Here is a 23,167-nt window from a genome sequence, read left to right on the forward strand (position 1 = left end):
GACCCTGCGCCTTTAACGGGCAAAGATCAACCGGTCGCGTCGCCGTTTATCCACGTCCGCGGCAGGTCACTGCCGATTTCCTCGGCGAATTCGTGCAGAAAACGGATCATACGCGCGGTCCTTGCTTTTGCGATCTGCCGCCCGGTTTCAGTCAGCATGTCATCAGACAGACTCAGCAGCTTCACTTTCCAATGGTCGAGCGAATAGTGCAGATCATCCAGCGCGCGATCAGCCGCAAAGGGGTCGGCTGCATCATAGAGCGTGCGCCCCAAGGCACCCGACACCGAGAAGTTCCGTGCAATCCCGATGGCGCCCAGCGCATCCAGCCTGTCGGCATCACGCAGGATGCGTGCCTCGGACGTCTCGGGCGGGATATTGGCCGAGAAGCTATGTGCCTCAATGGCATGTTTGGTGGCGTCAACCTGGGCGCAGCTAAAGCCGAATCCACTCAGAATAGGCACTGATTCCGATGCGGACTTGCGCGAAGCCAGATGGCGATCTGGGTCATCTTTTGGCAAGTTGACCAGATCGTGCAGATAGCTGGCGGCAAGTAGGACGGTCATGTCAGTCTGGTCATCGGAAATGGCCCGAGCGTTTACCCAGACGCGGTCCAAATGGGCCAGATCATGGGCCGGGTCCGTTTCCATGCGTTGCGCCACGACAGCGCGCAGGCGGCTACGCAGGTCAGCCGATATGTCCACGGTTTTCTCCGATCTGACCGCGATGCAGCAGCAGGTGGTCTAGGATCACGCAGGCCATCATCGCCTCACCCACCGGTACCGCGCGGATACCGACGCAGGGGTCGTGGCGGCCTTTGGTGATGATCTCGGTCTCCTCACCCGATTTAGTGATCGTCTTGCGCGTGGTCAGGATGGATGAAGTCGGCTTTACCGCAAACCGCACTACGATGTCCTGCCCGGTCGAGATGCCGCCCAGAATACCGCCCGCGTGGTTGGAGCTGTATTGCGGGCCGTTCTGCCCCATGAAAATCTCATCGGCGTTGGACTCACCTGTCAGTTCGGCGGCGGCCATGCCTTCGCCTATCTCGACACCTTTGACGGCATTGATCGACATCATTGCGGCTGCGAGATCAGTGTCTAACTTGGCATAAATCGGAGCGCCCAGCCCAGCGGGGACGCCCCGCGCGACGACTTCGACCACAGCGCCAACCGAGTTTCCGGATTTGCGCAGGTCATCCAGATAGGCGGCCCAGTCGTCGGCGGCTTGGGCGTCAGGTGTCCAGAACGGGTTCTGTTCGATCTGCGACCAGTCGAAGTTGGCGCGGTCGATTTTATGTGGGCCGATCTGGGTCATATAGCCGGTGATTTGCACATTGGGCGCGATCTGTTTGATCGCTTCACGCGCCAGCCCTCCGGCCGCGACGCGCGATGCGGTTTCACGGGCCGAGCTGCGCCCGCCGCCGCGATAGTCGCGGATGCCGTATTTCTGCCAGTAGGTGATATCGGCATGTCCCGGACGGAACTTGTCGATGATGTCGCCGTAGTCCTTGGAGCGCTGGTCGGTGTTCTCAATCATCAGCTGAACGGGCGTGCCGGTGGTTTGACCTTCGAACACACCGGACAAGATTTTCACCTGATCGGGCTCGCGGCGCTGGGTGGTGAACTTATTCTGCCCGGGTTTGCGCTTGTCCAGCCAGTGCTGGATCATGGCTTCGTCGATGGCGACACCCGGAGGGCAACCATCCACCGTGGCGCCCAAGGCGGGGCCATGGCTTTCACCCCAGGTGGTAACGCGGAAGAGGTGTCCAAAGCTGTTCATCGACATGGGGCATGCTCCTTTAGAAATCGTGATTAGCGGGGAGTGTCTTTGGCCTCAAGCGGATTTGCATGCGGAAAGTGGGGAAGGGGGCGCTGCCCCCGTCGCACGGGTGCGACTCCCCCGAGGTATTTTTGAACAGAAGAAGGATCAGGCCGCTTGTACGATTGTGGTGCGGGTTTTTGAGATTGTCAGAGCCGCCTGGGCGGCCTCGCGGCCTTTTTCGACGAAATGGGCGCGGTAGATGGCGTTGTGATGGTCGGTTTCCTGATATTGGTGAGGGGTCAGCGAGACCGACAGGACCGGCACGCCCGTGTCCATCCCCGCGCGCATCAACCCGTCGACCACCGCCTGCGCCACGAAATCATGCCGGTAGATACCGCCATCCACTACAAAGGCGGCGCAGGCGACGGCCGCATAGCGCCCGGTTTGCGCCAGGTCGCGGGCCAGCAGGGGCATTTCGAACGCACCAGGGACATCGTAGACGTCTATCTGGTCGGCGGGAATAAGCTGTTGGAATCCTTCCAGCGCCTGATCGACAATATCGGAATGCCAGTTGGCTTTGACGAAAGCATAGCGGGTGTGTGTCATTTGTGATCTCCTACGTAAACAGACACGTCACCCAAGGCGATCACGAGCAGCCGCGCCGGGTGGCACGCTGCACGTTCTCTTTCATCCGGACTTTGACCGTCGGCTCTGGCCTCTCACCAGATCTGCTGACACCCCGAATAACTCGGGACCGCTCGCGGGCTTACGGGTCATCGCCCGCATACCGCCGGTGGGGAATTTCGCCCCGCCCTGAGAACGACGGGGACCTTGCCAAGATCGCTGCGAATCTGCAAGGCATTCCGTCAGGAGATTTGTGATGCACCCAAACCCAGCTTTCCGCACTGAAGATCAGGCCCTAAGTGTCGAATTTGCTCGTTCGCGGGCCTTTGGCGTATTGGCGCTGTCCACCGCAGACGTACCGTTGATCAGTCATGTGCCTTTCCTGCTGAGCGAAGATGGCATGGTCGCTGAATTGCACCTTGTGCGGTCGAACCCGATTGTCCGCGCGCTGGCAACACCTTGCACGGCGAAAATTGCCGTGGCCGGGCCGGATGGCTATGTCTCACCCGATTGGTACGGGGTCGAAGACCAAGTGCCGACTTGGAACTATGTTGCCGTCCATCTGACGGGAGTACTGGAACTGCGGCCGCATGATGAGTTGCAGGGCCTTTTGGACCGTCAGTCAGCCTTTTATGAGCAGCGGCTGTTACCCAAACCACCCTGGACAACAGACAAGATGACGCCCGAGGCGCTGGACCGGATGATGCGCATGATCGTGCCCTGCCGGATGCAGGTGGACGATATTCAGGGCACTTGGAAGCTGAACCAGAACAAACCCGATGCTGTGCGCTTGGCGGCGGCGGATCAGGTTGCCGGTGGGATCGGGGTGGAATTGGCGCAGCTGGCCACGCTGATGCGCGGCCAGCGCTAGGGTCAGTTGCTGAAGGTGGCCAGATAGGCGGCGATATCTTCGGCGCCTTTTTTCAGCTGCACGCTCATGTTGGGGCGGGCGGTTTCGTCGTCCAGGTAGTCTTTGATGAAGCGGATCGGATCTTTTGAATAGGCGGCAATGTTGTCTTCGGTCCAGACAAGCCCCTCTTGCCCAGCGCGGATCATATCATCGGTGAACATGCTAATAGGCAGGCGTTCGCTTCCATTCAAGTAGTCAGTTTCTGTACCCGCAACGCGCCCGACCACGCCAAATAGATTCGGTCCGGTGATTCCACCTTTGACCAGAACCTCATCACCCTTGATGATCGCGTGGCACGAGGAACACCGGTTATAAAGCGCCTTTCCTTTGGCTGCGTCCCCGGCGGCGCTGACCTGCGAGGACAGCGACAGAGCGAAAACAAACGTGATCAGGGGAAATTTGGGCATGGGATGCGTCCTGCTGAGAATTGTCCTTGCCCGCGCCTTCTTGCATTCATCTTTGAAGTGCAATCGAAATCGCGTCTCAACTGGGCATTCTGAAATATCTAATTTGAACTCATATATTTAGCTGGGTCAAATCTGCCGAAAGTTGAAATTTTCATGGCCAAAATCAGGAAAATTATGGGTGATTTCACCTGAAATCTCCGGCCAGAATACTGAGACCCATCAGGGTGACGGGCGTGCCCAAAGCAAACCGAATCACCCCAAGCAGACGTGGGCGAGCAAAGGTGGATTTTTCCGGTCAAACCGGCCCGGACCTTGAAAAAATACCCTGACGTTGTGACATGAATGCCCAGATGCGGCGTAGTGCGCGCCTATGACCGCTGGACGAACCGATTTCTCCCGGATAGATAGCCGCGATGAGACGCCGCTTTGATGCGGTGCTGATGCATGTTTGCCCGGTATCCTCCGGGCGCCGGAATCGGAGAAAACCTCGTGTCCCACGCAGAAGACCACGAAGGCACCCGCAGAGATTTCCTCTACTACGTCGCTGGCGGCGCAGGTGTCGTTGCGACGGGTGCAGCCGTATGGCCCCTGATCAACCAAATGAATCCCTCGGCAGACGTTCAGGCGCTGTCCTCGATCCGTGTGGACGTGAGCGGCGTTGAGCCGGGGACGCAGCTGACTGTGAAATGGCTGGGTAAACCCGTCTTTATCCGTCACCGCACCGGTGCCGAGATCCAAGAGGCCAAAGAGCAGGACGCCGAAGGTCTGGATGCGCTGCCCGATCCACTGGCTCGCAACTTCAACCAACCGGCTGATGCGCCTGCGACCGACGAAAACCGCGTGATGCCCTCGCCCGAGGGCGAAGCCCCCGGTGCCTGGCTGGTTCAGATGGGTGTGTGTACGCACCTGGGCTGTGTGCCGCTGGGTGATGCCGGTGACTTTGGCGGCTGGTTCTGCCCCTGCCACGGTTCGCACTACGACTTGGCTGGCCGAATCCGTAAAGGCCCCGCGCCTGAAAACCTGCCTGTTCCGCCTGCGGAATGGACAGACAACAGCACCATTAAACTCGGCTAAGGGAGACCCAGATGTCCGGAATTCCCCACGATCATTACGAGCCGAAGACAAACGGCGAGAAATGGCTGAACAGCCGCCTGCCCATCGTCGGCCTGATTTACGACACCATCATGATCCCCACCCCCAAGAACCTGAACTGGTGGTGGATCTGGGGCATCGTCCTGGCGTTCTGCCTGGCGCTGCAAATCGTCACCGGTATCGTTCTGGTGATGCACTACACCCCGCATGTTGATCTGGCCTTTGCCAGCATCGAGCACATCATGCGCAACGTGAATGGCGGCTATATGCTGCGCTACCTGCACATGAACGGCGCATCGCTGTTCTTTGTTGCGGTCTACATCCACATCTTCCGTGGCCTGTTCTACGGCTCGTACAAAGCCCCGCGTGAGATCACGTGGATCATCGGGATGCTGATTTACCTGATGATGATGGGTACTGCCTTCATGGGCTATGTTCTGCCCTGGGGTCAGATGTCCTTCTGGGGAGCGACCGTGATCACCGGACTGTTTGGCGCGATCCCCTTCGTTGGCGACGCGATCCAGACCTGGCTGCTGGGTGGACCCGCGGTGGACAACGCTACGCTGAACCGCTTCTTCTCGCTGCACTATCTGCTGCCGTTCGTGATTGCGGCGCTGGTGATCGTGCATATCTGGGCCTTCCACACCACCGGCAACAACAACCCCACGGGTGTTGAGGTTCGCCGTACGTCGAAAGCCGATGCCGAGAAAGACACCCTGCCCTTCTGGCCGTATTTCGTGATCAAGGATCTGTTCGCACTGGCCGTGATCCTGGTCGTGTTCTGGGCGGTTGTCGGCTTCATGCCGAACTATCTGGGCCACCCCGATAACTACATTGAAGCCAACCCGCTGGTCACGCCGGCACACATCGTGCCTGAATGGTACTTCCTGCCATTCTACGCGATCCTGCGTGCCTTCACCGGCGAGGTCTGGGTTGTGCAATTCGCCAGCTTCATCACCGGCGGCATCATCGACGCCAAATTCTTTGGTGTTCTGGCGATGTTCGGTGCGATCCTGGCGATGGCGCTGGCCCCGTGGCTGGACACATCGACCGTGCGTTCGGGCAAATACCGTCCGATGTTCAAATGGTGGTTCTACCTGCTGATCGTCGACTTCTTTGCCCTGATGTGGCTGGGTGCGATGCCCGCCGAGGAGCCCTATGCGACCTTCTCGCTGATCGCGTCCGCCTACTGGTTCGCCTATTTCTTCGTGATCCTGCCGATCCTGGGTGTCATCGAAAAGCCCGATGCCCAGCCGGAGACGATCGAAGAAGACTTCAACGCGCATTATGGCAAGGCTGACGCCGACGCCACGCCGGCCGAGTAAGAAGAGGGACCGGAAACATGTTCAAGAAACTTGCAATCGGTGCCGCGTTTGCCTTGGCCCTTACCCCTGCTGCGTCTTTCGCCGCAGGTGGCGGCGAGCAGCATATCGAGGATTTCCACTTCTCGTTCGAAGGGCCGTTTGGCACCTGGGACAAGCACCAGCTGCAGCGCGGTCTTCAGATCTACACCGAGGTCTGCGCAGCCTGCCACGGCCTGCAATATGTACCTCTGCGTGATCTGGAAGCGCTGGGATACTCGGAAGAAGAAGTGATCGCCTATTCGGCAGAGAACTTCGAAGTGTTCGATCCCGAGCTGGATGATTTCCGCGCGGCCATCCCGACCGACCACTTCCCGGCCAACAATGGCGTTGGTGCACCGGACCTGAGCCTGATGGCCAAAGCACGTGCCGGATTCCACGGCCCATACGGTCTGGGGATCAACCAGCTGTTCAAAGGCATGGGTGGTGCGGAATACATCGCCTCACTGCTGGACGGTTATACCGGTGAGGAAAAAGAAGAGGCCGGCACCATTCTCTATGAGAACAAGGCTTTCCCCGGTGGCTGGATTTCAATGGCACCTCCTATGTCGGATGATCAGGTTGAATTCGCCGATGGCCACCCCGCCACGGTCGAAGCCATGTCCGAGGATATTGCGGCCTTCCTGATGTGGACGGCTGAGCCCAAGATGATGGAGCGGAAGTATTCCGGTTTTGTGGGCGTGATCTTCCTGTCGGTTCTGTCCGTGCTGCTGTATCTGGTGAACAAGCGCCTGTGGGCCGGTGTCAAAGGCAAGCGCAAGGACTAATGTTTATGCATCGCTGAAATTGAAAACCCCCGCGCCATCCGGTTGCGGGGGTTTTTTGTTGCAGGCGAGGTGAAGGGGCCAGCCCCTTCTAGGCCTGTGGCCAATTCATCCCCGAGATATTTATGGCCAGATGAAAGGCGGATCAGGCTTTGAGTTGGCTGCTCGTGTGACCGGTGATCGTGGCGGTGACGATCTGCCCTTCGGGTTGGGGGGTGGTGAAGGTGACTTCAGTGAATTGCTCAGTGCGGCCCATATGCGGGTTTTCCATCAGGATGTGATGGGTTTTGCCAAGTTGAGCTGTCAGGTGTTCGGCGACCTGAGCGTCTCCGGCGGCGCGCAGCCGGGCGGCGCGGGCTTTGATGATGGTACCGTTGATTTGCTGTGGGATACGGGCGGCCGGTGTGCCTTCGCGTTTGGAATAGGGAAAGACATGCAGCCAGGTCAGGTCGCAATCCGCAACCAGTTTCAGCGAGTTTTCGAAATGGGCGTCCGTTTCGGTGGGGAAGCCTGCGATGATATCCGCGCCAAAGGTCATGTCAGGGCGCAGCTTGCGGGCCTCTTCGGTGAAACGGATGGCCTCGTCGCGCAGGTGGCGGCGTTTCATGCGTTTCAGGATCAGGTCGTCGCCATGTTGCAGCGACAGGTGCAAATGCGGCATCAGGCGCGGTTCGGTCGCGATTGCCTGCATCAGGTTTTCATCAACCTCGATCGAGTCGATCGAACTGATCCGCAGGCGCGGCAGGTCCGGCACCAGCTTGAGGATACGCATCACCAGATCACCTAGCTTCGGCTGAGCAGGCAGGTCAGCGCCCCATGAGGTCAGGTCGACACCTGTAAGCACAACCTCGTTAAAGCCCCGGTCCACCAGCCGCTTGATTTGGTCCACCACCACGCCCGCAGGGACGCTGCGCGAGTTGCCACGGCCATAAGGAATGATGCAGAAGGTGCAACGATGATCACAGCCGTTCTGGACCTGCACATAGGCGCGGGATCGCGTGCCGAAGCCGTCGATCAGGTGACCTGCGGTCTCGGTCACGGACATGATGTCATCGACCTGTACCGCCTCGGTCTGACCAATGAAATCGGCGGCCATGCCTTTCCACGTGTCGGGCTGCATCTTTTCGGTATTACCGATGACCGCATCGACTTCGTCCATTTTGGCGAAGGTTTCGGGTTCGGTTTGGGCCGCGCAACCGGTCACGATCAGACGCGCATCGGGGTTCTCGCGACGCAGCTTGCGGATTTCCTGCCGGGCTTTACGCACGGCCTCGGCCGTCACGGCGCAGGTGTTCACCACAACGGCGTTGGACAGACCCGCCTGTTGCGACAGTTCTTTCATCGCCTCGGTCTCATAGGCGTTCAGGCGGCAGCCCAGAGTGGTGAACTTGGGTGCGCTCATCCCAGAGCCCCCAGAAACTCAGGGGTCAGCGTTCCCGAGAAGACATGGGCCGTGGGGCCGGTCATCCAGACGCCATCCTCGCGCCAGTCGATCCAGATCGTGCCACCGTCCAGTTCGATCTGCACCTTGCGCCCGGTCAAGCCGCGCCGTGCAGCCGCCACCGCTGTGGCACAGGAGGACGAGCCAGAGGCCAGCGTGATGCCCACGCCGCGCTCCCACACGCGCATACGGATGTGATCGGGGCCGATGATCTGCGCCACCTGAACGTTCGTGCGTTCGGGATAAAGCGGGTGATATTCGTAGCGCGATCCGAATTCTTCCAGCGGGATTGCCTCGGCATTGTCCACAAAAAAGGTGCAGTGCGGGTTGCCCATTCCAGTCGCCGAGGGCCCGCCTTCGATGGGCAGTTCGAGTGTATCAACCTCTTCAGCCAGCGGGATCTGCTGCCACTCCAGCTGCGGTGGACCCATATTGACCGAGGTCAGCCCATCGCCCGCGTCGCGCGCATAAAGCGTACCGCGTTCCGTCGTCAGGGTCAGCTCGGGCTTGCCGGTTTCCTCCATCAGGAAGCGGGCGATACAGCGCGTGGCATTCCCGCACGCAGCCGAGGTCGACCCGTCCGCATTATAGAACACCAGATGCGCATCCGATTCGCCGTTTTCGATGACTGCCAACTGATCAAAGCCGACGCCAAACTGACGGTGCCCGATTCCCTTTGCCAGGGCGGGCGTCAGTTCAATGCTTTGCGCACGCGCATCCACAATGACAAAGTCATTGCCCAGCCCGTGCATCTTCATGAAGGGCAAACCCGAAGTCAGTATTCGTTGCATGGCGGGCATATAACCCTGCCTTTGAAATGAATCCACCCTATCGCGCAGATTCCTGAAAAAAGGGGTTGACCCCCCTGCGTCCCCTGCCTAATTAGGCCGCCTATCGGGTCGCCGAAACGTAAGAAATTACAGGCGGAACGAAGCGTGAAATAAGGACTTGCACCCGATCGGGAAAATGCCTTAGAGAGCGCCACGGATCGAAGGATCTAGACAAAAGAGTGGGCCGTTAGCTCAGTTGGTAGAGCAACTGACTTTTAATCAGTGGGTCGCAGGTTCGAATCCTGCACGGCTCACCACTTTTTTCCTTTCTACAATGTTGTGTGGGTGATTTCTGGTCTTCTGCCATCGGGGTTTGTCTAACAGAAGCAATGTAACACGGTTTCTGGTGTTGTTGTTCTACGGCCGCATGGCAATGCGCCACATGGTTTGGATCGTTTTGTCATCCAGTTTGTAAGGTTTTCAATGGTCCGAAAAGAGGCGAGGCCCATATCCGCATAGCGAACAGCTTTGAGATTTTGAAAAACATCAAGTTGGGTTACTCAACCGCCACTTCCTGATCCAGAACCATATTTAGAACAAACTCTGTTGCCGGGTCTGTTAGTTCGTGATCGGCAATGGCCTTGAACTGTTGGTGCAGTGGTGTCTGTCCCCAATTTCGCGTAGCGAAAGCAATCCGAGCCGCGAGGGTACGATCTCTTTCCAGAACCGTTAATAGGATTGCGATAATCTCACCTCTGAACCTCGGCTGAGACGATCCAGCCTCTGTTAAAGCCCGGACGAACGCCCATTTGTCATCATCCGTCATTTGATTACCTTGAAGTACCAGATCAATCGATTTGATTGCCAATGCTCCATCTGCCTCTATGCCAGCAAGCGCCCATTCAAATGCGTTTAGGCCCCCGTTATTTAGTGCTTTGATGTATCGCTGACGTACGATTGAGCGGGCATGCGTGTCGCTTTGCAGGCCAAGCAGGCGTATGACGGTGGGCCTGTAGACAAAGCGATCCAGTCTATTGAGCTCTTCCAAGATCTGGTTCGTTGAAACCCTGTCTCCTATCGGGCGCACCAAGTCGTAGGGTGCTCGACCAATTTCAACCAAGGCAGTGCTGTGTAATACGTGATCAGAGTGCCACAGATAGTCAGAGAAGAACGAAATTCGGTCAGAGCTATCCGTTTCTCCATAACTCCAAAGCTGACCGACGGAGCGAAGTTTCCCGATAAACTCTTTTCGCTCTGGGGTCATCGTGAATATGCGTTTCCATCCCCTCGAAAAACTGCGCCCGGCTCTGTCTGTGCGCGTTGCTCCATATGTGAAAAGAACTGTATTCGTTGGATCAGAGCGGAATGCGCGCCTCGTTACGCTATCAACCAGAAATGGAATTTCGGGAATTTCTTTTAACCTGTCGTCCGAGCCCTTTAAGACTCGTCTAATTGAGAACTTGAATGGGTTCCCTGACGTGGGGCCAGCCAATACGATGACCTCGGCGGCAAGGACGTGATCAGCAATAGAGGCTTTTGGAAGCTCTACACACACCGTACAAGCATGCAAAACGCGAGGAGCTGTTAGCCCAACAAAGCAGGTCAGAACGATCAAAAAACTTCGTATACTTGAACGCATCGTGTTTTCATCTTTTTCAAAACGACAAACAACAACATCGTTTTATAGAGATTTTTGTGTCCACAGGATAGTCAATGCCGGGAATAGTCTCCTCGCCAATCAACGAGAGCTAAGAAAAGGTTTGATTTCCGCACACTCCAGACTTTGTGTAACCAGTCCCGAACGTCAAAATGTGCAGGCGGGTCGGAACGGGCTTCAATGCTGTTCGAATGGTCACGGTACAAAAGAACTAAGATACGCTTCTACAACGCCTCGGTAGCGGATCTCAGGTCCAAATCCTCCACGGCTCACCACTTTTTCAGAACAAATTACGCAAATGATTTAAGTCAGGTAACTTTCATCCATTACTTTAAACATCCGGTGGGCTTTCCTCGAAACTGAACCTGTCGCGGTGACCAACTAAATGGGTTGAATATCCGGACACTGACAAGGCACGGAAATAGCGCCTCGCCCATCTTTTCCAAACCGAATGTCATTTTTCAAAACGACACTAGGGCTTACTTACCGCTGATCTTGGGCTTTCTTTTTCCATTTACCCTCTTACAGTTTCCAAACATCGACACATCAAAAGAGGCCTTGGACCGTGGCACGTATCGAAAACCTCTCGGCGCGATTGTTCAATGTTCCGCTGGCCGAGGTGCTGGTGGACGCAAAGCACGGCGATCACACGTTTTTCCAGCTTGTCACCGTCACGGTTCGCACGGATGACGGGGCCGAGGGGGTTGGCTATACCTATACCGGAGGCAAAGGCGGTCATGCCATTCTTGCGATGATCCAGCATGACTTGGCACCTTTTCTGGTCGGAAAGGACTCGGATCATATAGAAGATCTGTATGACGCCATGCAGTGGCATGTGCACTACGTGGCGCGGGGCGGCATCGCCTCATTTGCGATCTCGGCCGTCGATATTGCGCTGTGGGACCAGCGGGGCAAACGCACCGGCGCACCGCTTTGGCAAATGGCCGGGGGTACAGCGGACCGCTGCAAGGCTTATGCGGGGGGGATCGACCTGAACTTCTCACTCAACAAGTTGTTGCACCAGACCGAAGGGTATCTGTCACGCGGGTTCAACGGGGTGAAGATCAAAGTGGGTCAGCCTGATTTGGCTGATGATCTGGACCGCGCAAAAGCCGTGCGTCAGATGTTGGGACCGGATAGGTTCTTCATGGTCGACGCAAACTATTCAATGACAGTGGATCAGGCGATCACCGCCGCTAAGGGATTCGCCGAGCACGATATCCTGTGGTTCGAAGAACCCACGATTCCTGATGACTACAAAGGCTATGGCCGTATCGCTGACGCCACGGGTGTTCCGCTGGCCATGGGGGAAAACCTGCACACCATCCATGAGTTCGAATACGCCTTTGACGACGCCAAACTAAGCTTCATCCAACCCGACGCGTCGAATTGCGGCGGCATCACCGGCTGGCTGCGGGTCGCGGCGCTGAGCGCCAAGCACAATATCCCGGTTTGCAGTCACGGAATGCAGGAGCTGCACGTAAGTCTTGTGTCCGCGCAACCCAACGCGGGTTGGCTTGAGGTTCATTCTTTTCCCATCGACCAGTACACGACCCGCCCTCTGGTCGTTGAAAACTGTCTGGCGGTGGCCCCGAATACGCCGGGCATCGGGGTCGAGTTTGATTGGGACAAGCTGAACGCCGAACATATGGAAGTGCCCGCGTAAGTCACGCGGGCACAGGTGCGCGCGTTACGCAAACACTTCTTTGAACCGGTCCACGCACAAACGGAACCCGTCCTCGAAATTACCATTGCCGGGGTGATAGACACTTTCGAAGGACACCACGCCATCATAGCCATCCGAGCGGAGCGCAGCGGCAATCGGGGCGAACAGATCGGCCAGCTGACCCTCGCCCATCCGGCGCACTTCGAGTGTTGCGCGTGGCGTGTCCACCTTGACGTCCTTGATGTGGATATGCCCCAGATAGCCGCCGCGCAGCTCGTCATACCCGTCGGGATAGGCCAGTTCATGACACCAGCAGTTGTTGCCGGGGTCCCACAGGACCTTCAGCACATCTTTGGCGTCAAGATCGTCAATCAGCTTGCGCGCGGTGTAGTTCGAGTTCACCAGCGTACCGTTCCCGGTCTCGACAACCAGCGTCACGCCCTCGGCTTTAGCCAGTTCTACGGCAGGCGCGATCAGGGGCGGCATCGTATCCCAGACACCATGGGCAACGTTCCATTTCTCGGCCCCGTTTTTGCCCCACAGAATCTGTTCTTTCCTTTGGGTCATGATCCGTACCAGCGGAGAGCCGACGATATGCGCCATGTCGATCACCCGCTTCAGCGCGTCCATATGTTTGACATGCAGCTCGTCTCCGGGCTGGTTGGCGGCTGTCATACCCGCGAAAATATGGCGCGACAGGCATGAGACGGGTTTGCCCCGATCCCGCAACAGCGCATCAATCTCGGCAATCTCCTGCGGGCTGTGATCGCCCACTTCGGTATCGCCGACGAATTGAAGTTCAGCATAGTCCAGACCGAATTCATCCATAACATCGACCGCATGTTTCAGATCGCGGGAAATCCCGTCGCAAATAACTCCTAATTTCATGACGGGCCTCCTTTAGCGATGCAGTTCGGCGCCGATGATCTCTTCGATCACCTTTGTGCAGATCCAGTTGTCGCCATCGGGGTATTTCGTTTTCCCGGCGTGAAAGATCTGCATCGCGGACGCGGCGGTCTGCATCGGAACCCCAAGCTCTCCGGCCACGGCCAGCGATATGGTCAGGTCCTTGTGCATGGTGGCGATATGGCTGCCGGTGGCGACAAACTTGCGATCAATGATGTTTTCAAGCGCCGTGTTCACCACGCCGCAGCCCGCGCTGGAGGACGCGAACACGTCCAGCAGGGCCTGACCGCTGACACCAGCCTTGGCAGCAAGGGCCGCAGCCTCGAACGTGGCCGAAAAGATCGAGCCGATCAGCGATTGCAGACAGGCTTTGACGGTCTGTCCGTCGCCGGCATGTTCCCCCACCCGGTGAATGGTGCCGGAAACGGCCTGCATCACCTCGGCGTTCTGGTCCAGAACCTCGGGCGCGGCGGCGGCCATCATTGTCAACGTGCCATTCTGCGCGCCGGGAAACCCGCCCGAAACGGGTGTGTCGATCAGGTGAATGCCTGACCCTTCCATGTCCTGCGCAATGCCGCGCGCTTCGGCGGGTGTGATCGTGGCCGACAGGATCACGGTTCCGCCCTTGGTCATGTTGGCCACCAGCCCATCCTCGCCCAGAATGACCGCGCGGGCCTGATCGCCGTTCATGACCATGACAAACACGCTGGCGGCGTGACGACCCACCTGACCCACGCTGTCCTTTGCCAACCCACCCATATCGGCAAATGCGGCCATGCGTGTTTCGCTCAGGTCAAAGCCCGAGGTTTCAAAGCCATTCTTGATCAGGTTCTTGGCCAGCCCGCTGCCCATATCCCCAAGACCGACTACGCCTGCGGTTTTCATTCGGAAACCTCCCGTTTTTCAGCCCTGTCGGAGCGGGCTGACGCTGTGAAAAAGATGCGTTCCTGCATCGGTTTTCGCGGGGGTTTCACGCGTCTTGCAAAAGACGTCGGGCGCGTCCCAAAGACACCCCGCTGCCCGGTTAGGTGCGATCAGTAAACGGGGATTACTGCCGTCAGGCAAGCACTTAAATGCAGTGTCAATCAGGTAAAGGCTGCCATCAGACCGCGCAGTTCGGCCAAGCCGCGCATCCGGCCGATCAAAGGGTATCCCGGCGTGCTGTGGCCACCTCGGTCAGACAACAACTCCTGCCCATGATCAGGACGCATTGGAATTTGCCAATCGCTGCGGCCTGCTTGTTTTCGTCGTTTCTGCTCGGCCATCAATTCCCGCACGGTGCCCGCCATGTCGGTGTCGCCTTCCAGATGCGCGGCCTCGTAGAAATCGGGTTTTTCCGCGTCCGACCCTGCAATTCGTTTCGTGTTGCGCAGATGCGCGAAGTGTATTTTGCCGCCATGCCTGCGGACAAATTCCGGCCCGTCGAAACTGGCCGCCACACCCAGCGATCCGGTGCACAGCGTCGCGCCATTTGAAGGCAGATCAACCGCGTCCAAAACGGCGCCGTAATCATCCGCGCTGGACATCACGCGCGGTAGCCCGAGCAGAGAAAACGGCGGATCGTCCGGGTGACAGCACAGGCGCAGACCAAGGTCCTGCGCTGCCGGGGCGACTTCGGTCAAAAAGTCGACCAGGTTCGCGCGCAAGCGGGTGCGGTCAATGTCGCAGTAGGTGTCCAGCAGGGCGCGGACATCCTCGACGCTCCACTGGTCATTGGCGCCCGGTAGCCCGGCGGTGACATTGTGTTGCAGCCGGGCTTTGGCGGTGTCGGACATTTCGGCGAACCGTTTGGAGGCCGCGTGCTGGACAGTTTCGGAATAATTCTCGGACGCGCCGGGACGTTTCAGGATGTGGATGTCGAACGTGGCAAAATCAGCCAGATCGAACAGCATGGCAGAGCCGCCATGGGGTTGCGGCGCGCGCAGGGCGGTGCGCGTCCAATCGAGGATCGGCATAAAGTTGTAGCACACCACCTCAATCCCGCGAGACGCAAGCGCGCGCAGGCTGGATTTATAGGCCTCAAGATGCGCTGCCATGTCCGTCGTCTGTGTCTTGATCGCCTCGGAGACGGGCAAGCTTTCGACGACGTCCCATTCAAAGCCAGCCTCGGCCAGCATGGCTTGCCGGTCGGTAATGGCTGGGACGTCCCAAGGCTGACCGGGCGGGATGTGGTGCAAGGCGGTGACGATGCCCTGAACGCCCACCTGATGCAGATCGGACAGGGCAATCGGGTCTTCTGGGCCAAACCAGCGCCAGCATTGTTTCATGGCAGCCATCCTTCATAAAGCGGGTGATCGGGTGTGATGGGCAGTGCCACACGCTGCCCACTGCGCGCCGCATGGTAGATCGCGGTAACAATACTGACCGAGGCCGCACCTTCGGTAAGCGTCACCGCCGCGTTCGGCTGCCCGCGCAGGGCTTTGCTGATTTCTGCGAAAAACCCCTCAAATCCTGCGGGTTCCGTGGGTGCGCGGCTAAGCGCGGTGTCGATGTCTTCTTGTCGGGCGGGGCCGCGGGCCGTGAAAGTCCATTTCGCTTGACCCGGTGCGTAAGGTTCGGTGCCCGACGTCGCGGTCAGGTGTTCAAACACGATCCGCAGCCGTGTTTCATCCGTGGCCGCGCCCAGAGTGATGTTGCTGGTGCTCAATGCGCCCGATGTCATGGCAAAGCAGATGGCCGCGCAGTCTTCGGTTTCGATCGGGTTGACCCGCGTTGTCACCATCGCCGAAACCGACGCAATGTCGCCCGCGATATGGGTCAGCAGGTCGTGGTTGTGGATCGCATGACCCAGCACAGCCCCACCGCGCTCGCCCTCCCACGTTCCGCGCCAGGGGACAGCATAGTAATCGGCCCCGCGCGACCAGTGTGTTTCAAGCGCGGCAGTCTGGACGGCGCCGGTCAGACCTTCGTTCTGCAAGTGCCGCAGCTGCGACAGGGCCGGACCCCAGCGGTATTGAAAGACCGGGAACACCTGCTTGCCCGTGTTTCGCGCGGTTTCGATGATCTGGTCCACATCCCGCATCGAGGTGGCCAGAGGTTTCTCGCACACCACGTGCTTTCCGGCCTTCAGCGCGGCCAGCGTGATCGGCACATGCAGATGCGGCGGCAGGCAGATATCAATAAGGTCGATGGAGGGATCATCCAGTGCATCCTGAATCTCGGTGAGCGCCGCGAAATCAGCATCGCCCCTGATCTGTTCAATCCGGGCTGCATCCTTATCGACAACGGCGGCCGCGCGGAACCTTTCGCCAAGCTGAGACAGCGCCGCCAGATGTTGCGCTCCGATACCCGCGCCGAGGATTGCGACATTGATCATGACGCCTCTGCCATGTCCTGCGCCCGCAACGCCAGTTCCATGACCGTGAAGCAATGCGCCTGCGTCATCGCGGTTTCGGTGCGGTGTTGGATATCATGGGCCAGACGCGCGAAATACGGCAGGTCAGCGCCTGAGGCGTCGATCTTTTCACACCGCTCACCATTGACCAGAATCAGGTGATCTGTACCGGGTGCGCCGCCTACGTCCACATATTTACGCAGTTCGATATACCCCTCGGTTCCCAAGATCGTCAGCCGCCCATCACCCCAATTGGGCAGCGCATCGGGCGTGTACCAATCCACCCGGATATAGCCAGTGGCATGGGCGCTGCGCAGGCTCAGCTCTCCGAAATCCTGCAACTCGGGGTCGTCGGGATTGGCATAGTTGGCGACAAATGCGTTGGTGATCTGGGCCGTATCCGACCCAGTATAGTGCAGAAACTGATCAATCTGGTGCGAGGCGATATCAGCCAAAATCCCCCCGTACCGGTCGCGTTTGAAGAACCAGTCCGGTCGGGTGGGTTTGTTCAGGCGGTGCGGGCCCAACCCGATGGTCTGCACGACCCGCCCGATGGCCCCTGCCGAAACCAACTCGCTGGCGCGGGTGCTAACGGCGGTTTCGAACCGTTCCGAGAAATTAACCGACCATATGCGTCCGGTTTCGGCCACGGCCCGTTTGATCTGATCCAACTGTTCGAAGGATGTGCAGCCGGGCTTGTCGCTCATGACGTCCATGCCGTTTTGCATGGCCTTGACCGTCAGCGCCGCGCGGTCTGCCGGAATGGCCGAGACCAGAGCCAGATCGGCACCGCAGCCCAGCGCGTCCTCCAGACGGTCAAACCGGGGGATGTCGGGGAACCGTTTGACATAACCGGGCAGAGTGACGGGGTCTCCCTCCGTCCAATAACCGACACAGACAACCCCCGTTTTGCGCATGTTTTCAGTCATGCCATAGATATGGCGGTGATCCAGCCCAAGGGCGACGCAGGTCAGGCTCATGCGGATACTCTCGTTTTCAGGCCGGTTTCGCTGGCGATTTGCATCGCATCAATGACCGCATGGGTCAAAAGCGCGCTGCGGCCCGTGGCCATGGGCGGGCGTCCCGTGCGGATCGCCTCGGCAAAATCTTCGATCACCGATTGGTGCCATTCATGGGTAAAGGCCATCGGATCGGCGCCACCCCCGGTCGTTGCCGTTTCGCCGAAGGTTGTCTGAGTTCCATCCATCGCGGTGATCGTCAATACGCCTGCGCCCAGATGCGCCTTGGCGCGGGTGCCTTGGATCGTGATGGTCTCGGCCATGCCCGGAAATGCGGCGGTGGTGGCCATCAAACTGCCGATGGCGCCGCTTTCAGTTTCGAATAAAGCACCGGCCCAATCCTCGGCCTCCAGATCATGCAGAGGCGTCTGCCGCATCATGGCCTGAACCGAGGTGATCGGCCCCAGCAGCCACATTGCCAGATCCAGCGTATGGATCGCCTGCGAGATCATCACACCACCGCCATCGCGCGCATAGGTGCCGCGCCCCGGCGCGTCATAGTAGCTTTGGTCACGCCACCACGGCACACAGATATCGACCGTCGCGATTGAGCCCAGCTCGCCTGCCTCCAAGGCCGCCTTCAGCGCAGCCGAGGCCGCTCGTGCGCGGTGTTGAAACACGATGCCCAGCGGCACCCCGGCAGTTTCGCACAGTTCGACGATCCGGGTGGCGGCTTGTAAATCCCGCTCAACCGGCTTTTCCATGAGAATAGGTTTACCTGCCGCTACAAGGGTTTGCACAAGTGACGAGCGCTGGTCCGGTGGGGTGGCGATGATTGCGAAATCGACGGATGGATCATTGGCGATCTCCTGAACCGATGCATAGGCCCGCGTGCCATGCCGGTTCGCAATTTGCGCGGTTTTTCCAGGGTCACGCCCCAGAACACCAGCCAGCGTCAAGCCGGGGTCCGATGCGGAGATCGCAGCAACATGGGTGCCCGCAACCATCCCCAAACCAATCAGCGCAATGTTCATTCTTCCCCCCGGTTCCTGGGATCAGTCTGAGGCTTTGTACCCGAAAGATGCAAGCCGTAAAAAATGTGTTAACTGTTCCTTGGGCAAAGCACGGAGGGGAAATTGACAGGCAATTTAAAGGGCATGGCAGAAGACCTGTATCTGGGCATCAAAGACCTGCCCATCGTGTCCCCGCACGGTCATTGCGACCCAAGCTGGTTCGCGCAGGATGCAGCCTTTCCCAACCCGGCCGAGCTGCTGGTGGTGCCCGATCACTATGTGTTCCGCATGCTCTATTCCCAAGGCGTTCCGCTAGAGCAACTGGGGGTGGGCCCAGCGGGGCGCGATGCGGACCCGCGTCAGGTGTTTCGCGCTTTTGCCACTCATTGGGACCTGTTTCTGGGCACCCCGTCGCGGATCTGGATCAGCTATGTTCTGCGGGAAACTCTGGGGGTTTCTCAAGATCTGTCGCCGGACACCGCCGATGCGATCTATGATCAGATTGCCGCCCGTCTGGCGCAGCCCGCGTTCCGGCCAAGGGCGCTCTTCCAACGGTTCGGGATCGAGGTTCTGGCCACCACGGACTCGGTTCTGGATGATCTGGCCCCTCACAAAGCGATCCGCGACAGCGGTTGGAGCGGGCGCGTTGTTCCAACTTTCCGCCCCGACGGGGTTCTGGATGGTGCGGACCCGGATTTCGTCCAGAACTTGACTGCACTGGGTGCGATGACCGGTTGTGATGTCGGTAGCTTCAGCGGCTATCTTGAAGCCCTGCGCCAGCGGCGTGCCGCGTTCATCGAGTTGGGTTGCACAGCCACCGACCACGGGATCGAGAAGGTGCAGACCGAATGGCTGGACGATCCCGACCCGATCTATCAACGGTTGCGGCAGGGCGCAGGCAGCGCCGAGGATGCCCAACGGTTCTATGGTCATATGCTGATCGAAATGGCGCAGATGTCGGTCGAGGACGGGCTGACCATGCAAATCCACGCGGGCAGTAGACGCAACACCAACCGCGCTGTGATGCAGGGCTTCGGGCGTGACAAAGGGGCCGACATTCCCATTGCGATGAATTGGGTGCATGGGCTGGACGCGCTGCTGAACCGTGTTGGCAATTCGCCAAAGCTACGTATCATCCTGTTCACACTGGATGAGGGCACCTATGCCCGAGAGCTGGCCCCGATGGCAGGTCACTGGCCCTGTCTGCGTATTGGTCCGCCGTGGTGGTTCCATGACAGCCCGGCGGGGATCGCGCGCTATTTCGATCAGGTGGTGGAAACGGCAGGTTACTTCAATTTGGCCGGGTTCAACGACGACACCCGCGCCTTTCTGTCGATCCCGGCGCGCCACGACATGTGGCGGCGCGGCGTGGCGCTGCATCTGTCCCAGCAAATCGAGCGTGGATATTTCGGGATGGTCGACGCCAAACGGCTGGCGCAACTTTTGACCACTGATCTGGCGCGGCAGGTCTACGGGCTGGAGCTATAGTATGGGGCTGATACTGCATTTCGGTCTCGGCAACTTCGCTCGTGCGCATTTGCTGGACTACACCGATCAGGCGCAGGGCTGGGATTTGGTCGGAGTCAGCTTGCGGTCTACAGCGATCCGGGACGGGTTGGCGCAGCAAGGGTTTGACTATGACCTGTGCGTGCAGGGTCAAGGTGTCCGGCGCATCCGGGTTCTGCGCGACGTTTTGGCCCTGCCCGATGACCGAGACGCGATTTTCCAGGCCATGGCTGAGGCAGATATCATCTCGGCCACAGTGACCGAGAAGGGCTATCATCTGGACAGCGCAGGTCGGTTGCAGTTGGACGATCCGGCCATCGCCTCTGATCTTGCAGGGCAAGGCCCGTCGACCCTGATCGGATTTCTGGCCTTCGGGCTTGCGGGGCACGATAGCCCGGCAACGGTACTGAGTTGTGACAACCGGGTGGGCAACGGCGACGCCCTGAAAACGGCCGTTGCCGATTTCTCCGCGGCCGCAGGGCTGGACCTGAACTGGGACAGGCTGAGCTTTCCCAATTCGATGGTTGACCGGATCACTCCGGCGACCACGGATGCGGTGCGCGCCATCAGCGGCGATCCTATGGCGGTCCCGACCGAAGCGTTTTCGGAATGGGTGATCGAAGACGATTTTGCAGGCCCTCGCCCCGACTGGCCCGGCGTGCAATTCGTCCAGGATGTTGCTCCGCACGAATTGCGCAAATTGCGGATGCTGAACGGCGCGCATTCGCTGCTGGCCTATGCGGGGTTGGGACGTGGGCTGACCTATGTGCATGAGGCGATCCGCGACCCTGTTCTGCGTCCGCTTGTACAGGATTTGATGGCCGACGCAGGAAGAACGCTACCAGACGAGGTACAGGATCAGGTCCCAAACTATGCCGCCGCCTTGATTGCCCGGTTCGAGAACCCCGAACTCGCCCACCGATTGGATCAGATCGCCATGGATGGCAGCCAGAAACTGCCTTACAGGTTCATCCCCACCCTGCGCGAGACCGGATCAAAAGCGGTTGCCGAAGGGGTGCGGGCGTGGATTGCCTATTGTGTTTCAGAGACCGCCAAAGGACGCGCGTTGAACGATCCCTTGGCAGCAGACATCGCGCGGGCGACCCAGCAGGATGAGCCGGACAAAGCGCTGTTGCAGATCATAGGGGCGCAAGATGTGTTGGCTGCGGTGCGGGGATAAGGGCCGCTATCGCTTCTCCCGTTTCCAGATGATCAGCCCGGCGCCCATGATCAGCGCAGCCCCCGTCAGCGTGCTGGCGTCCGGCACGGTTTCGAAGAACAGATAACCCCAGATCGCCATGTAGATCAGGAAGGAATAGGTAAAGGGCATTAACTGGTTGGCGGTGCCAAAGCGATGCGCGTTTGTCAGCAATTGGTGGCCGCCCCATCCGAAGACGCCCAGTCCGATCAGCACGATCATGCTCCACAGGTTTTCGGGCTGCATCCAGAACCACACCGCAAAGGGCAACAGGACAACTGTTCCGGTGAGGCCCAGATAGAACTGCATCGTATCAACCGACACGACCCCGGACAGCCGCCGGGTCATGATCGAATACAGCGCCAGGGCCGTCGCGTTGTAGACGATCAGTAACATGGTGGGGTGGAACACCGCGCCAAAGGGGCGGACGATCACCAATACGCCAACAAAGCCCAGAAGGATGGCAAACCACCGCCACGGCCCTACGGCTTCCTTCAGGACAAAGACCGACAGGAAACACACAATCACCGGGCTTGAGAACATGATCGCAGACACCGCTGTCAGCGGCAGGAACCGAAGGGCGTAGAAGTTGAACACCGTGGCCGAAATCAGCAGCAGAGCCCGGCTGATCAGTTGCCACGGATGATCGGTATGAAACCGGCTGGGCTGGAAGCCCCCCTTTGCGATGACACCCAGCGAGATCACAAAATGGCCCGCATAGCGCATGAACGCCAGTTGAAAGGCCGGAAATCCGGCGACGGCCAGCCATTTCGCCCCCAAATCGACAAAGGAAAACAGCAGCCACGCCAGAAGCATCAACACGATGCCCAGACGCGGCAAATCTGCGGTCGATCGGGCGGCGACGGTCATCGCCTAGGGTTTGAACCGGTTGACGTAATAGTCGACCATCTGGCTGACCATATCGTCCGCCTGACCAGTGTCGCGCGCATCGTTCAACGCGGCCAAGGTGCCTTGAGACATCACGCTGCTGACTCCCGCATCGCGCGCCATTTGGTCGTAATACCCGATATCCTTGGCAGCGTTCTTGATCGCAAAGGCCAGTTGGTTCGGGTCCTGATTAACGCCATAGGCGGTGACGAAATCCATCATCCCCGAATGCAGTGGCCCCGCAGCCATCACATCGTACAACTGCTTGCGATCCACCCCAGCCACATCGGCCATGGCGAAAGCCTCGGCCATGGCATTGGCCACGGTCATGCCGAAGAAGTTGTTGATCAGCTTGATCGTGTGCCCCGAGCCGACGGCTCCAAGGTGGAACACGTTCTCACCCAGATCTTCGAGCACAGGTTTTGCGGTGTCGAAAGCGGCCTGATCCCCCGAGGCCATGATGTTCAGCTTGCCCTCCAGCGCGTGTGAGGGCGTGCGCCCCAGCGGTGCGTCCAGATAGCTGCCCCCGGCGGCAGAGACCTCATCCGCGAGGGTCCGCGTGCTGCCGGGCAGCGAGGTGCCAAAGTCCACCACAATGCCGCCGGGCTTCAAACCCGCAATCACGCCGTTTTCCCCGCGCATCCGCGCCTCGACCTGATCCGAAGTGCCCATGCACAGCATCACGATGTCACTGGCAGCGGCCAGATCTTTTGCGTTTTGTGCCTCAACCGCGCCGCGGGCGATCGCAGCATCCAGATGGGTGCGATTGCGGTTGCCCAGAACCGTGACCGCATAGCCCATGTCCAGCAACCGGTTGACCATGGCCCCGCCCATCAGCCCGAGGCCAATAAATCCAACAGAAGGTTTGCTCATGCGAATTCCTTTCCATCAATTCGTCTTATGTGTCCCT

Annotated in this window: 22 protein-coding genes, 1 tRNA gene and 1 riboswitch; of the genes, 8 read left to right on the forward strand and 15 right to left on the reverse strand. The window is 58.9% G+C overall.

Annotation, left to right across the window (positions count from 1 at the left end):
• Positions 1-26 precede the first annotated feature (26 nt).
• From GOV80_RS13440 to GOV80_RS13450, 3 genes are all read right to left on the reverse strand, one after another.
• The gene (locus GOV80_RS13440; RefSeq protein WP_336510155.1) at positions 27-701 is read right to left on the reverse strand and encodes an HD domain-containing protein; all 675 of its coding nucleotides are present in this window, start codon (positions 699-701) and stop codon (positions 27-29) included.
• Positions 685-1,785 (reverse strand): chorismate synthase, encoded by a 1,101-nt coding sequence (gene aroC, locus GOV80_RS13445; RefSeq protein WP_170785410.1) that lies wholly within the window; start codon positions 1,783-1,785, stop codon positions 685-687. The genes GOV80_RS13440 and aroC overlap by 17 nt, the downstream gene beginning before the upstream one ends.
• A gap of 141 nt (positions 1,786-1,926) precedes the next feature.
• Positions 1,927-2,367 (reverse strand): 6,7-dimethyl-8-ribityllumazine synthase, encoded by a 441-nt coding sequence (locus tag GOV80_RS13450; RefSeq protein ID WP_170785412.1) that lies wholly within the window; start codon positions 2,365-2,367, stop codon positions 1,927-1,929.
• 69 nt (positions 2,368-2,436) lie between these two features.
• Positions 2,437-2,586, reverse strand: a riboswitch (FMN riboswitch).
• Positions 2,587-2,641: 55 nt separating this feature from the next.
• Between GOV80_RS13450 and GOV80_RS13455 the strand changes: the two genes are divergently transcribed.
• Positions 2,642-3,256, forward strand: coding sequence for an FMN-binding negative transcriptional regulator (locus tag GOV80_RS13455; RefSeq protein WP_170785414.1), 615 nt, complete (start codon positions 2,642-2,644; stop codon positions 3,254-3,256).
• Between the two features lie 2 nt (positions 3,257-3,258).
• On the opposite strand, the gene GOV80_RS13460 is transcribed toward GOV80_RS13455, so the two are convergent.
• Positions 3,259-3,702: a c-type cytochrome gene (locus GOV80_RS13460; protein WP_170785417.1), complete on the reverse strand. Its 444-nt coding sequence runs from the start codon at positions 3,700-3,702 to the stop codon at positions 3,259-3,261.
• Between the two features lie 489 nt (positions 3,703-4,191).
• Between GOV80_RS13460 and petA the strand changes: the two genes are divergently transcribed.
• From petA to GOV80_RS13475, 3 genes are read left to right on the forward strand one after another with little or no spacing between them, the layout of a single operon-like run.
• Positions 4,192-4,776 carry a ubiquinol-cytochrome c reductase iron-sulfur subunit gene (gene petA / locus GOV80_RS13465; protein ID WP_170785419.1) on the forward strand — a complete coding sequence of 195 codons (585 nt, stop codon included), beginning with the start codon at positions 4,192-4,194 and terminating at the stop codon, positions 4,774-4,776.
• 11 nt (positions 4,777-4,787) lie between these two features.
• Positions 4,788-6,119 carry a cytochrome b gene (gene petB, locus GOV80_RS13470; RefSeq protein ID WP_170770774.1) on the forward strand — a complete coding sequence of 444 codons (1,332 nt, stop codon included), beginning with the start codon at positions 4,788-4,790 and terminating at the stop codon, positions 6,117-6,119.
• 17 nt (positions 6,120-6,136) lie between these two features.
• A complete protein-coding gene (locus GOV80_RS13475) occupies positions 6,137-6,922 on the forward strand; it encodes a cytochrome c1 (protein WP_170785421.1) in 786 nt (261 codons plus the stop codon).
• A gap of 142 nt (positions 6,923-7,064) precedes the next feature.
• Here GOV80_RS13475 and mtaB read toward each other — a convergent pair whose 3' ends face one another.
• Both mtaB and dapF read right to left on the reverse strand, forming a co-directional pair.
• Complete coding sequence (gene mtaB, locus GOV80_RS13480; RefSeq protein WP_170785423.1) at positions 7,065-8,321, reverse strand: tRNA (N(6)-L-threonylcarbamoyladenosine(37)-C(2))-methylthiotransferase MtaB; 1,257 nt, start codon at positions 8,319-8,321, stop codon at positions 7,065-7,067.
• Positions 8,318-9,160, reverse strand: a complete 843-nt coding sequence (dapF, locus tag GOV80_RS13485; RefSeq protein WP_170785425.1) for a diaminopimelate epimerase — start codon at positions 9,158-9,160, stop codon at positions 8,318-8,320. The genes mtaB and dapF overlap by 4 nt, the downstream gene beginning before the upstream one ends.
• 211 nt (positions 9,161-9,371) lie before the next feature.
• Between dapF and GOV80_RS13490 the strand changes: the two genes are divergently transcribed.
• Positions 9,372-9,447 (forward strand) — tRNA-Lys (locus GOV80_RS13490).
• A gap of 239 nt (positions 9,448-9,686) precedes the next feature.
• Here GOV80_RS13490 and GOV80_RS13495 read toward each other — a convergent pair.
• A complete protein-coding gene (locus GOV80_RS13495; RefSeq protein WP_170785427.1) occupies positions 9,687-10,745 on the reverse strand; it encodes a hypothetical protein in 1,059 nt (352 codons plus the stop codon).
• A 607-nt stretch (positions 10,746-11,352) separates the two neighbouring features.
• Between GOV80_RS13495 and GOV80_RS13500 the strand changes: the two genes are divergently transcribed.
• Positions 11,353-12,453 (forward strand): enolase C-terminal domain-like protein, encoded by a 1,101-nt coding sequence (locus GOV80_RS13500; RefSeq protein ID WP_170785429.1) that lies wholly within the window; start codon positions 11,353-11,355, stop codon positions 12,451-12,453.
• Between the two features lie 24 nt (positions 12,454-12,477).
• Here the strand turns inward: GOV80_RS13500 and GOV80_RS13505 are convergent, their stop codons facing one another.
• From GOV80_RS13505 to GOV80_RS13530, 6 genes are all read right to left on the reverse strand, one after another.
• The gene (locus GOV80_RS13505) at positions 12,478-13,341 is read right to left on the reverse strand and encodes a sugar phosphate isomerase/epimerase family protein (RefSeq protein ID WP_170770787.1); all 864 of its coding nucleotides are present in this window, start codon (positions 13,339-13,341) and stop codon (positions 12,478-12,480) included.
• Positions 13,342-13,353: 12 nt separating this feature from the next.
• The gene (locus GOV80_RS13510; protein ID WP_170785431.1) at positions 13,354-14,244 is read right to left on the reverse strand and encodes an NAD(P)-dependent oxidoreductase; all 891 of its coding nucleotides are present in this window, start codon (positions 14,242-14,244) and stop codon (positions 13,354-13,356) included.
• A 200-nt stretch (positions 14,245-14,444) separates the two neighbouring features.
• Positions 14,445-15,626, reverse strand: a complete 1,182-nt coding sequence (gene uxuA, locus GOV80_RS13515; RefSeq protein WP_170785433.1) for a mannonate dehydratase — start codon at positions 15,624-15,626, stop codon at positions 14,445-14,447.
• Positions 15,623-16,675, reverse strand: coding sequence for a Gfo/Idh/MocA family protein (locus GOV80_RS13520; RefSeq protein WP_170785436.1), 1,053 nt, complete (start codon positions 16,673-16,675; stop codon positions 15,623-15,625). The genes uxuA and GOV80_RS13520 overlap by 4 nt, the downstream gene beginning before the upstream one ends.
• A complete protein-coding gene (locus GOV80_RS13525; RefSeq protein WP_170785438.1) occupies positions 16,672-17,673 on the reverse strand; it encodes a Gfo/Idh/MocA family protein in 1,002 nt (333 codons plus the stop codon). The genes GOV80_RS13520 and GOV80_RS13525 overlap by 4 nt, the downstream gene beginning before the upstream one ends.
• Entirely contained in the window at positions 17,670-18,686 is a 1,017-nt protein-coding gene (locus GOV80_RS13530) for a Gfo/Idh/MocA family protein (RefSeq protein WP_170785440.1), read from the reverse strand. Before GOV80_RS13530 ends, GOV80_RS13525 begins: the two co-directional genes overlap by 4 nt.
• Before the next feature lie 102 nt (positions 18,687-18,788).
• On the opposite strand from GOV80_RS13530, the gene uxaC reads away from it, so the two are divergent.
• Complete coding sequence (gene uxaC, locus GOV80_RS13535) at positions 18,789-20,153, forward strand: glucuronate isomerase (protein WP_237215823.1); 1,365 nt, start codon at positions 18,789-18,791, stop codon at positions 20,151-20,153.
• Position 20,154: 1 nt separating this feature from the next.
• Positions 20,155-21,351, forward strand: a complete 1,197-nt coding sequence (locus GOV80_RS13540) for a mannitol dehydrogenase family protein (protein ID WP_170785442.1) — start codon at positions 20,155-20,157, stop codon at positions 21,349-21,351.
• 6 nt (positions 21,352-21,357) lie between these two features.
• On the opposite strand, the gene GOV80_RS13545 is transcribed toward GOV80_RS13540, so the two are convergent.
• Together GOV80_RS13545 and GOV80_RS13550 are read right to left on the reverse strand one after the other, a co-directional pair.
• Positions 21,358-22,239, reverse strand: a complete 882-nt coding sequence (locus GOV80_RS13545; RefSeq protein WP_170785444.1) for a DMT family transporter — start codon at positions 22,237-22,239, stop codon at positions 21,358-21,360.
• Positions 22,240-22,242: 3 nt separating this feature from the next.
• Positions 22,243-23,130 (reverse strand): NAD(P)-dependent oxidoreductase, encoded by an 888-nt coding sequence (locus GOV80_RS13550; RefSeq protein WP_170770803.1) that lies wholly within the window; start codon positions 23,128-23,130, stop codon positions 22,243-22,245.
• Positions 23,131-23,167: the final 37 nt, after the last annotated feature.

It is taken from the genome of Ruegeria lacuscaerulensis, assembly GCF_013034685.1.
GTDB lineage: Bacteria > Pseudomonadota > Alphaproteobacteria > Rhodobacterales > Rhodobacteraceae > Ruegeria > Ruegeria lacuscaerulensis_B.

What these genes read in the sequence shown, in the direction of transcription:
- aroC (WP_170785410.1), bottom strand. Translation starts at nt 1,785, where the DNA reads ATGTCGATGAACAGCTTTGGACACCTCTTCCGCGTTACCACCTGGGGT.
- GOV80_RS13545 (WP_170785444.1), bottom strand. Translation starts at nt 22,239, where the DNA reads ATGACCGTCGCCGCCCGATCGACCGCAGATTTGCCGCGTCTGGGCATC.
- GOV80_RS13455 (WP_170785414.1), top strand. Translation starts at nt 2,642, where the DNA reads ATGCACCCAAACCCAGCTTTCCGCACTGAAGATCAGGCCCTAAGTGTC.
- mtaB (WP_170785423.1), bottom strand. Translation starts at nt 8,321, where the DNA reads ATGAGCGCACCCAAGTTCACCACTCTGGGCTGCCGCCTGAACGCCTAT.
- GOV80_RS13530 (WP_170785440.1), bottom strand. Translation starts at nt 18,686, where the DNA reads ATGAACATTGCGCTGATTGGTTTGGGGATGGTTGCGGGCACCCATGTT.
- uxuA (WP_170785433.1), bottom strand. Translation starts at nt 15,626, where the DNA reads ATGAAACAATGCTGGCGCTGGTTTGGCCCAGAAGACCCGATTGCCCTG.
- GOV80_RS13450 (WP_170785412.1), bottom strand. Translation starts at nt 2,367, where the DNA reads ATGACACACACCCGCTATGCTTTCGTCAAAGCCAACTGGCATTCCGAT.
- GOV80_RS13510 (WP_170785431.1), bottom strand. Translation starts at nt 14,244, where the DNA reads ATGAAAACCGCAGGCGTAGTCGGTCTTGGGGATATGGGCAGCGGGCTG.
- GOV80_RS13550 (WP_170770803.1), bottom strand. Translation starts at nt 23,130, where the DNA reads ATGAGCAAACCTTCTGTTGGATTTATTGGCCTCGGGCTGATGGGCGGG.
- GOV80_RS13475 (WP_170785421.1), top strand. Translation starts at nt 6,137, where the DNA reads ATGTTCAAGAAACTTGCAATCGGTGCCGCGTTTGCCTTGGCCCTTACC.
- GOV80_RS13505 (WP_170770787.1), bottom strand. Translation starts at nt 13,341, where the DNA reads ATGAAATTAGGAGTTATTTGCGACGGGATTTCCCGCGATCTGAAACAT.
- GOV80_RS13540 (WP_170785442.1), top strand. Translation starts at nt 20,155, where the DNA reads ATGGGGCTGATACTGCATTTCGGTCTCGGCAACTTCGCTCGTGCGCAT.
- dapF (WP_170785425.1), bottom strand. Translation starts at nt 9,160, where the DNA reads ATGCCCGCCATGCAACGAATACTGACTTCGGGTTTGCCCTTCATGAAG.
- GOV80_RS13520 (WP_170785436.1), bottom strand. Translation starts at nt 16,675, where the DNA reads ATGATCAATGTCGCAATCCTCGGCGCGGGTATCGGAGCGCAACATCTG.
- petB (WP_170770774.1), top strand. Translation starts at nt 4,788, where the DNA reads ATGTCCGGAATTCCCCACGATCATTACGAGCCGAAGACAAACGGCGAG.
- GOV80_RS13460 (WP_170785417.1), bottom strand. Translation starts at nt 3,702, where the DNA reads ATGCCCAAATTTCCCCTGATCACGTTTGTTTTCGCTCTGTCGCTGTCC.
- GOV80_RS13525 (WP_170785438.1), bottom strand. Translation starts at nt 17,673, where the DNA reads ATGAGCCTGACCTGCGTCGCCCTTGGGCTGGATCACCGCCATATCTAT.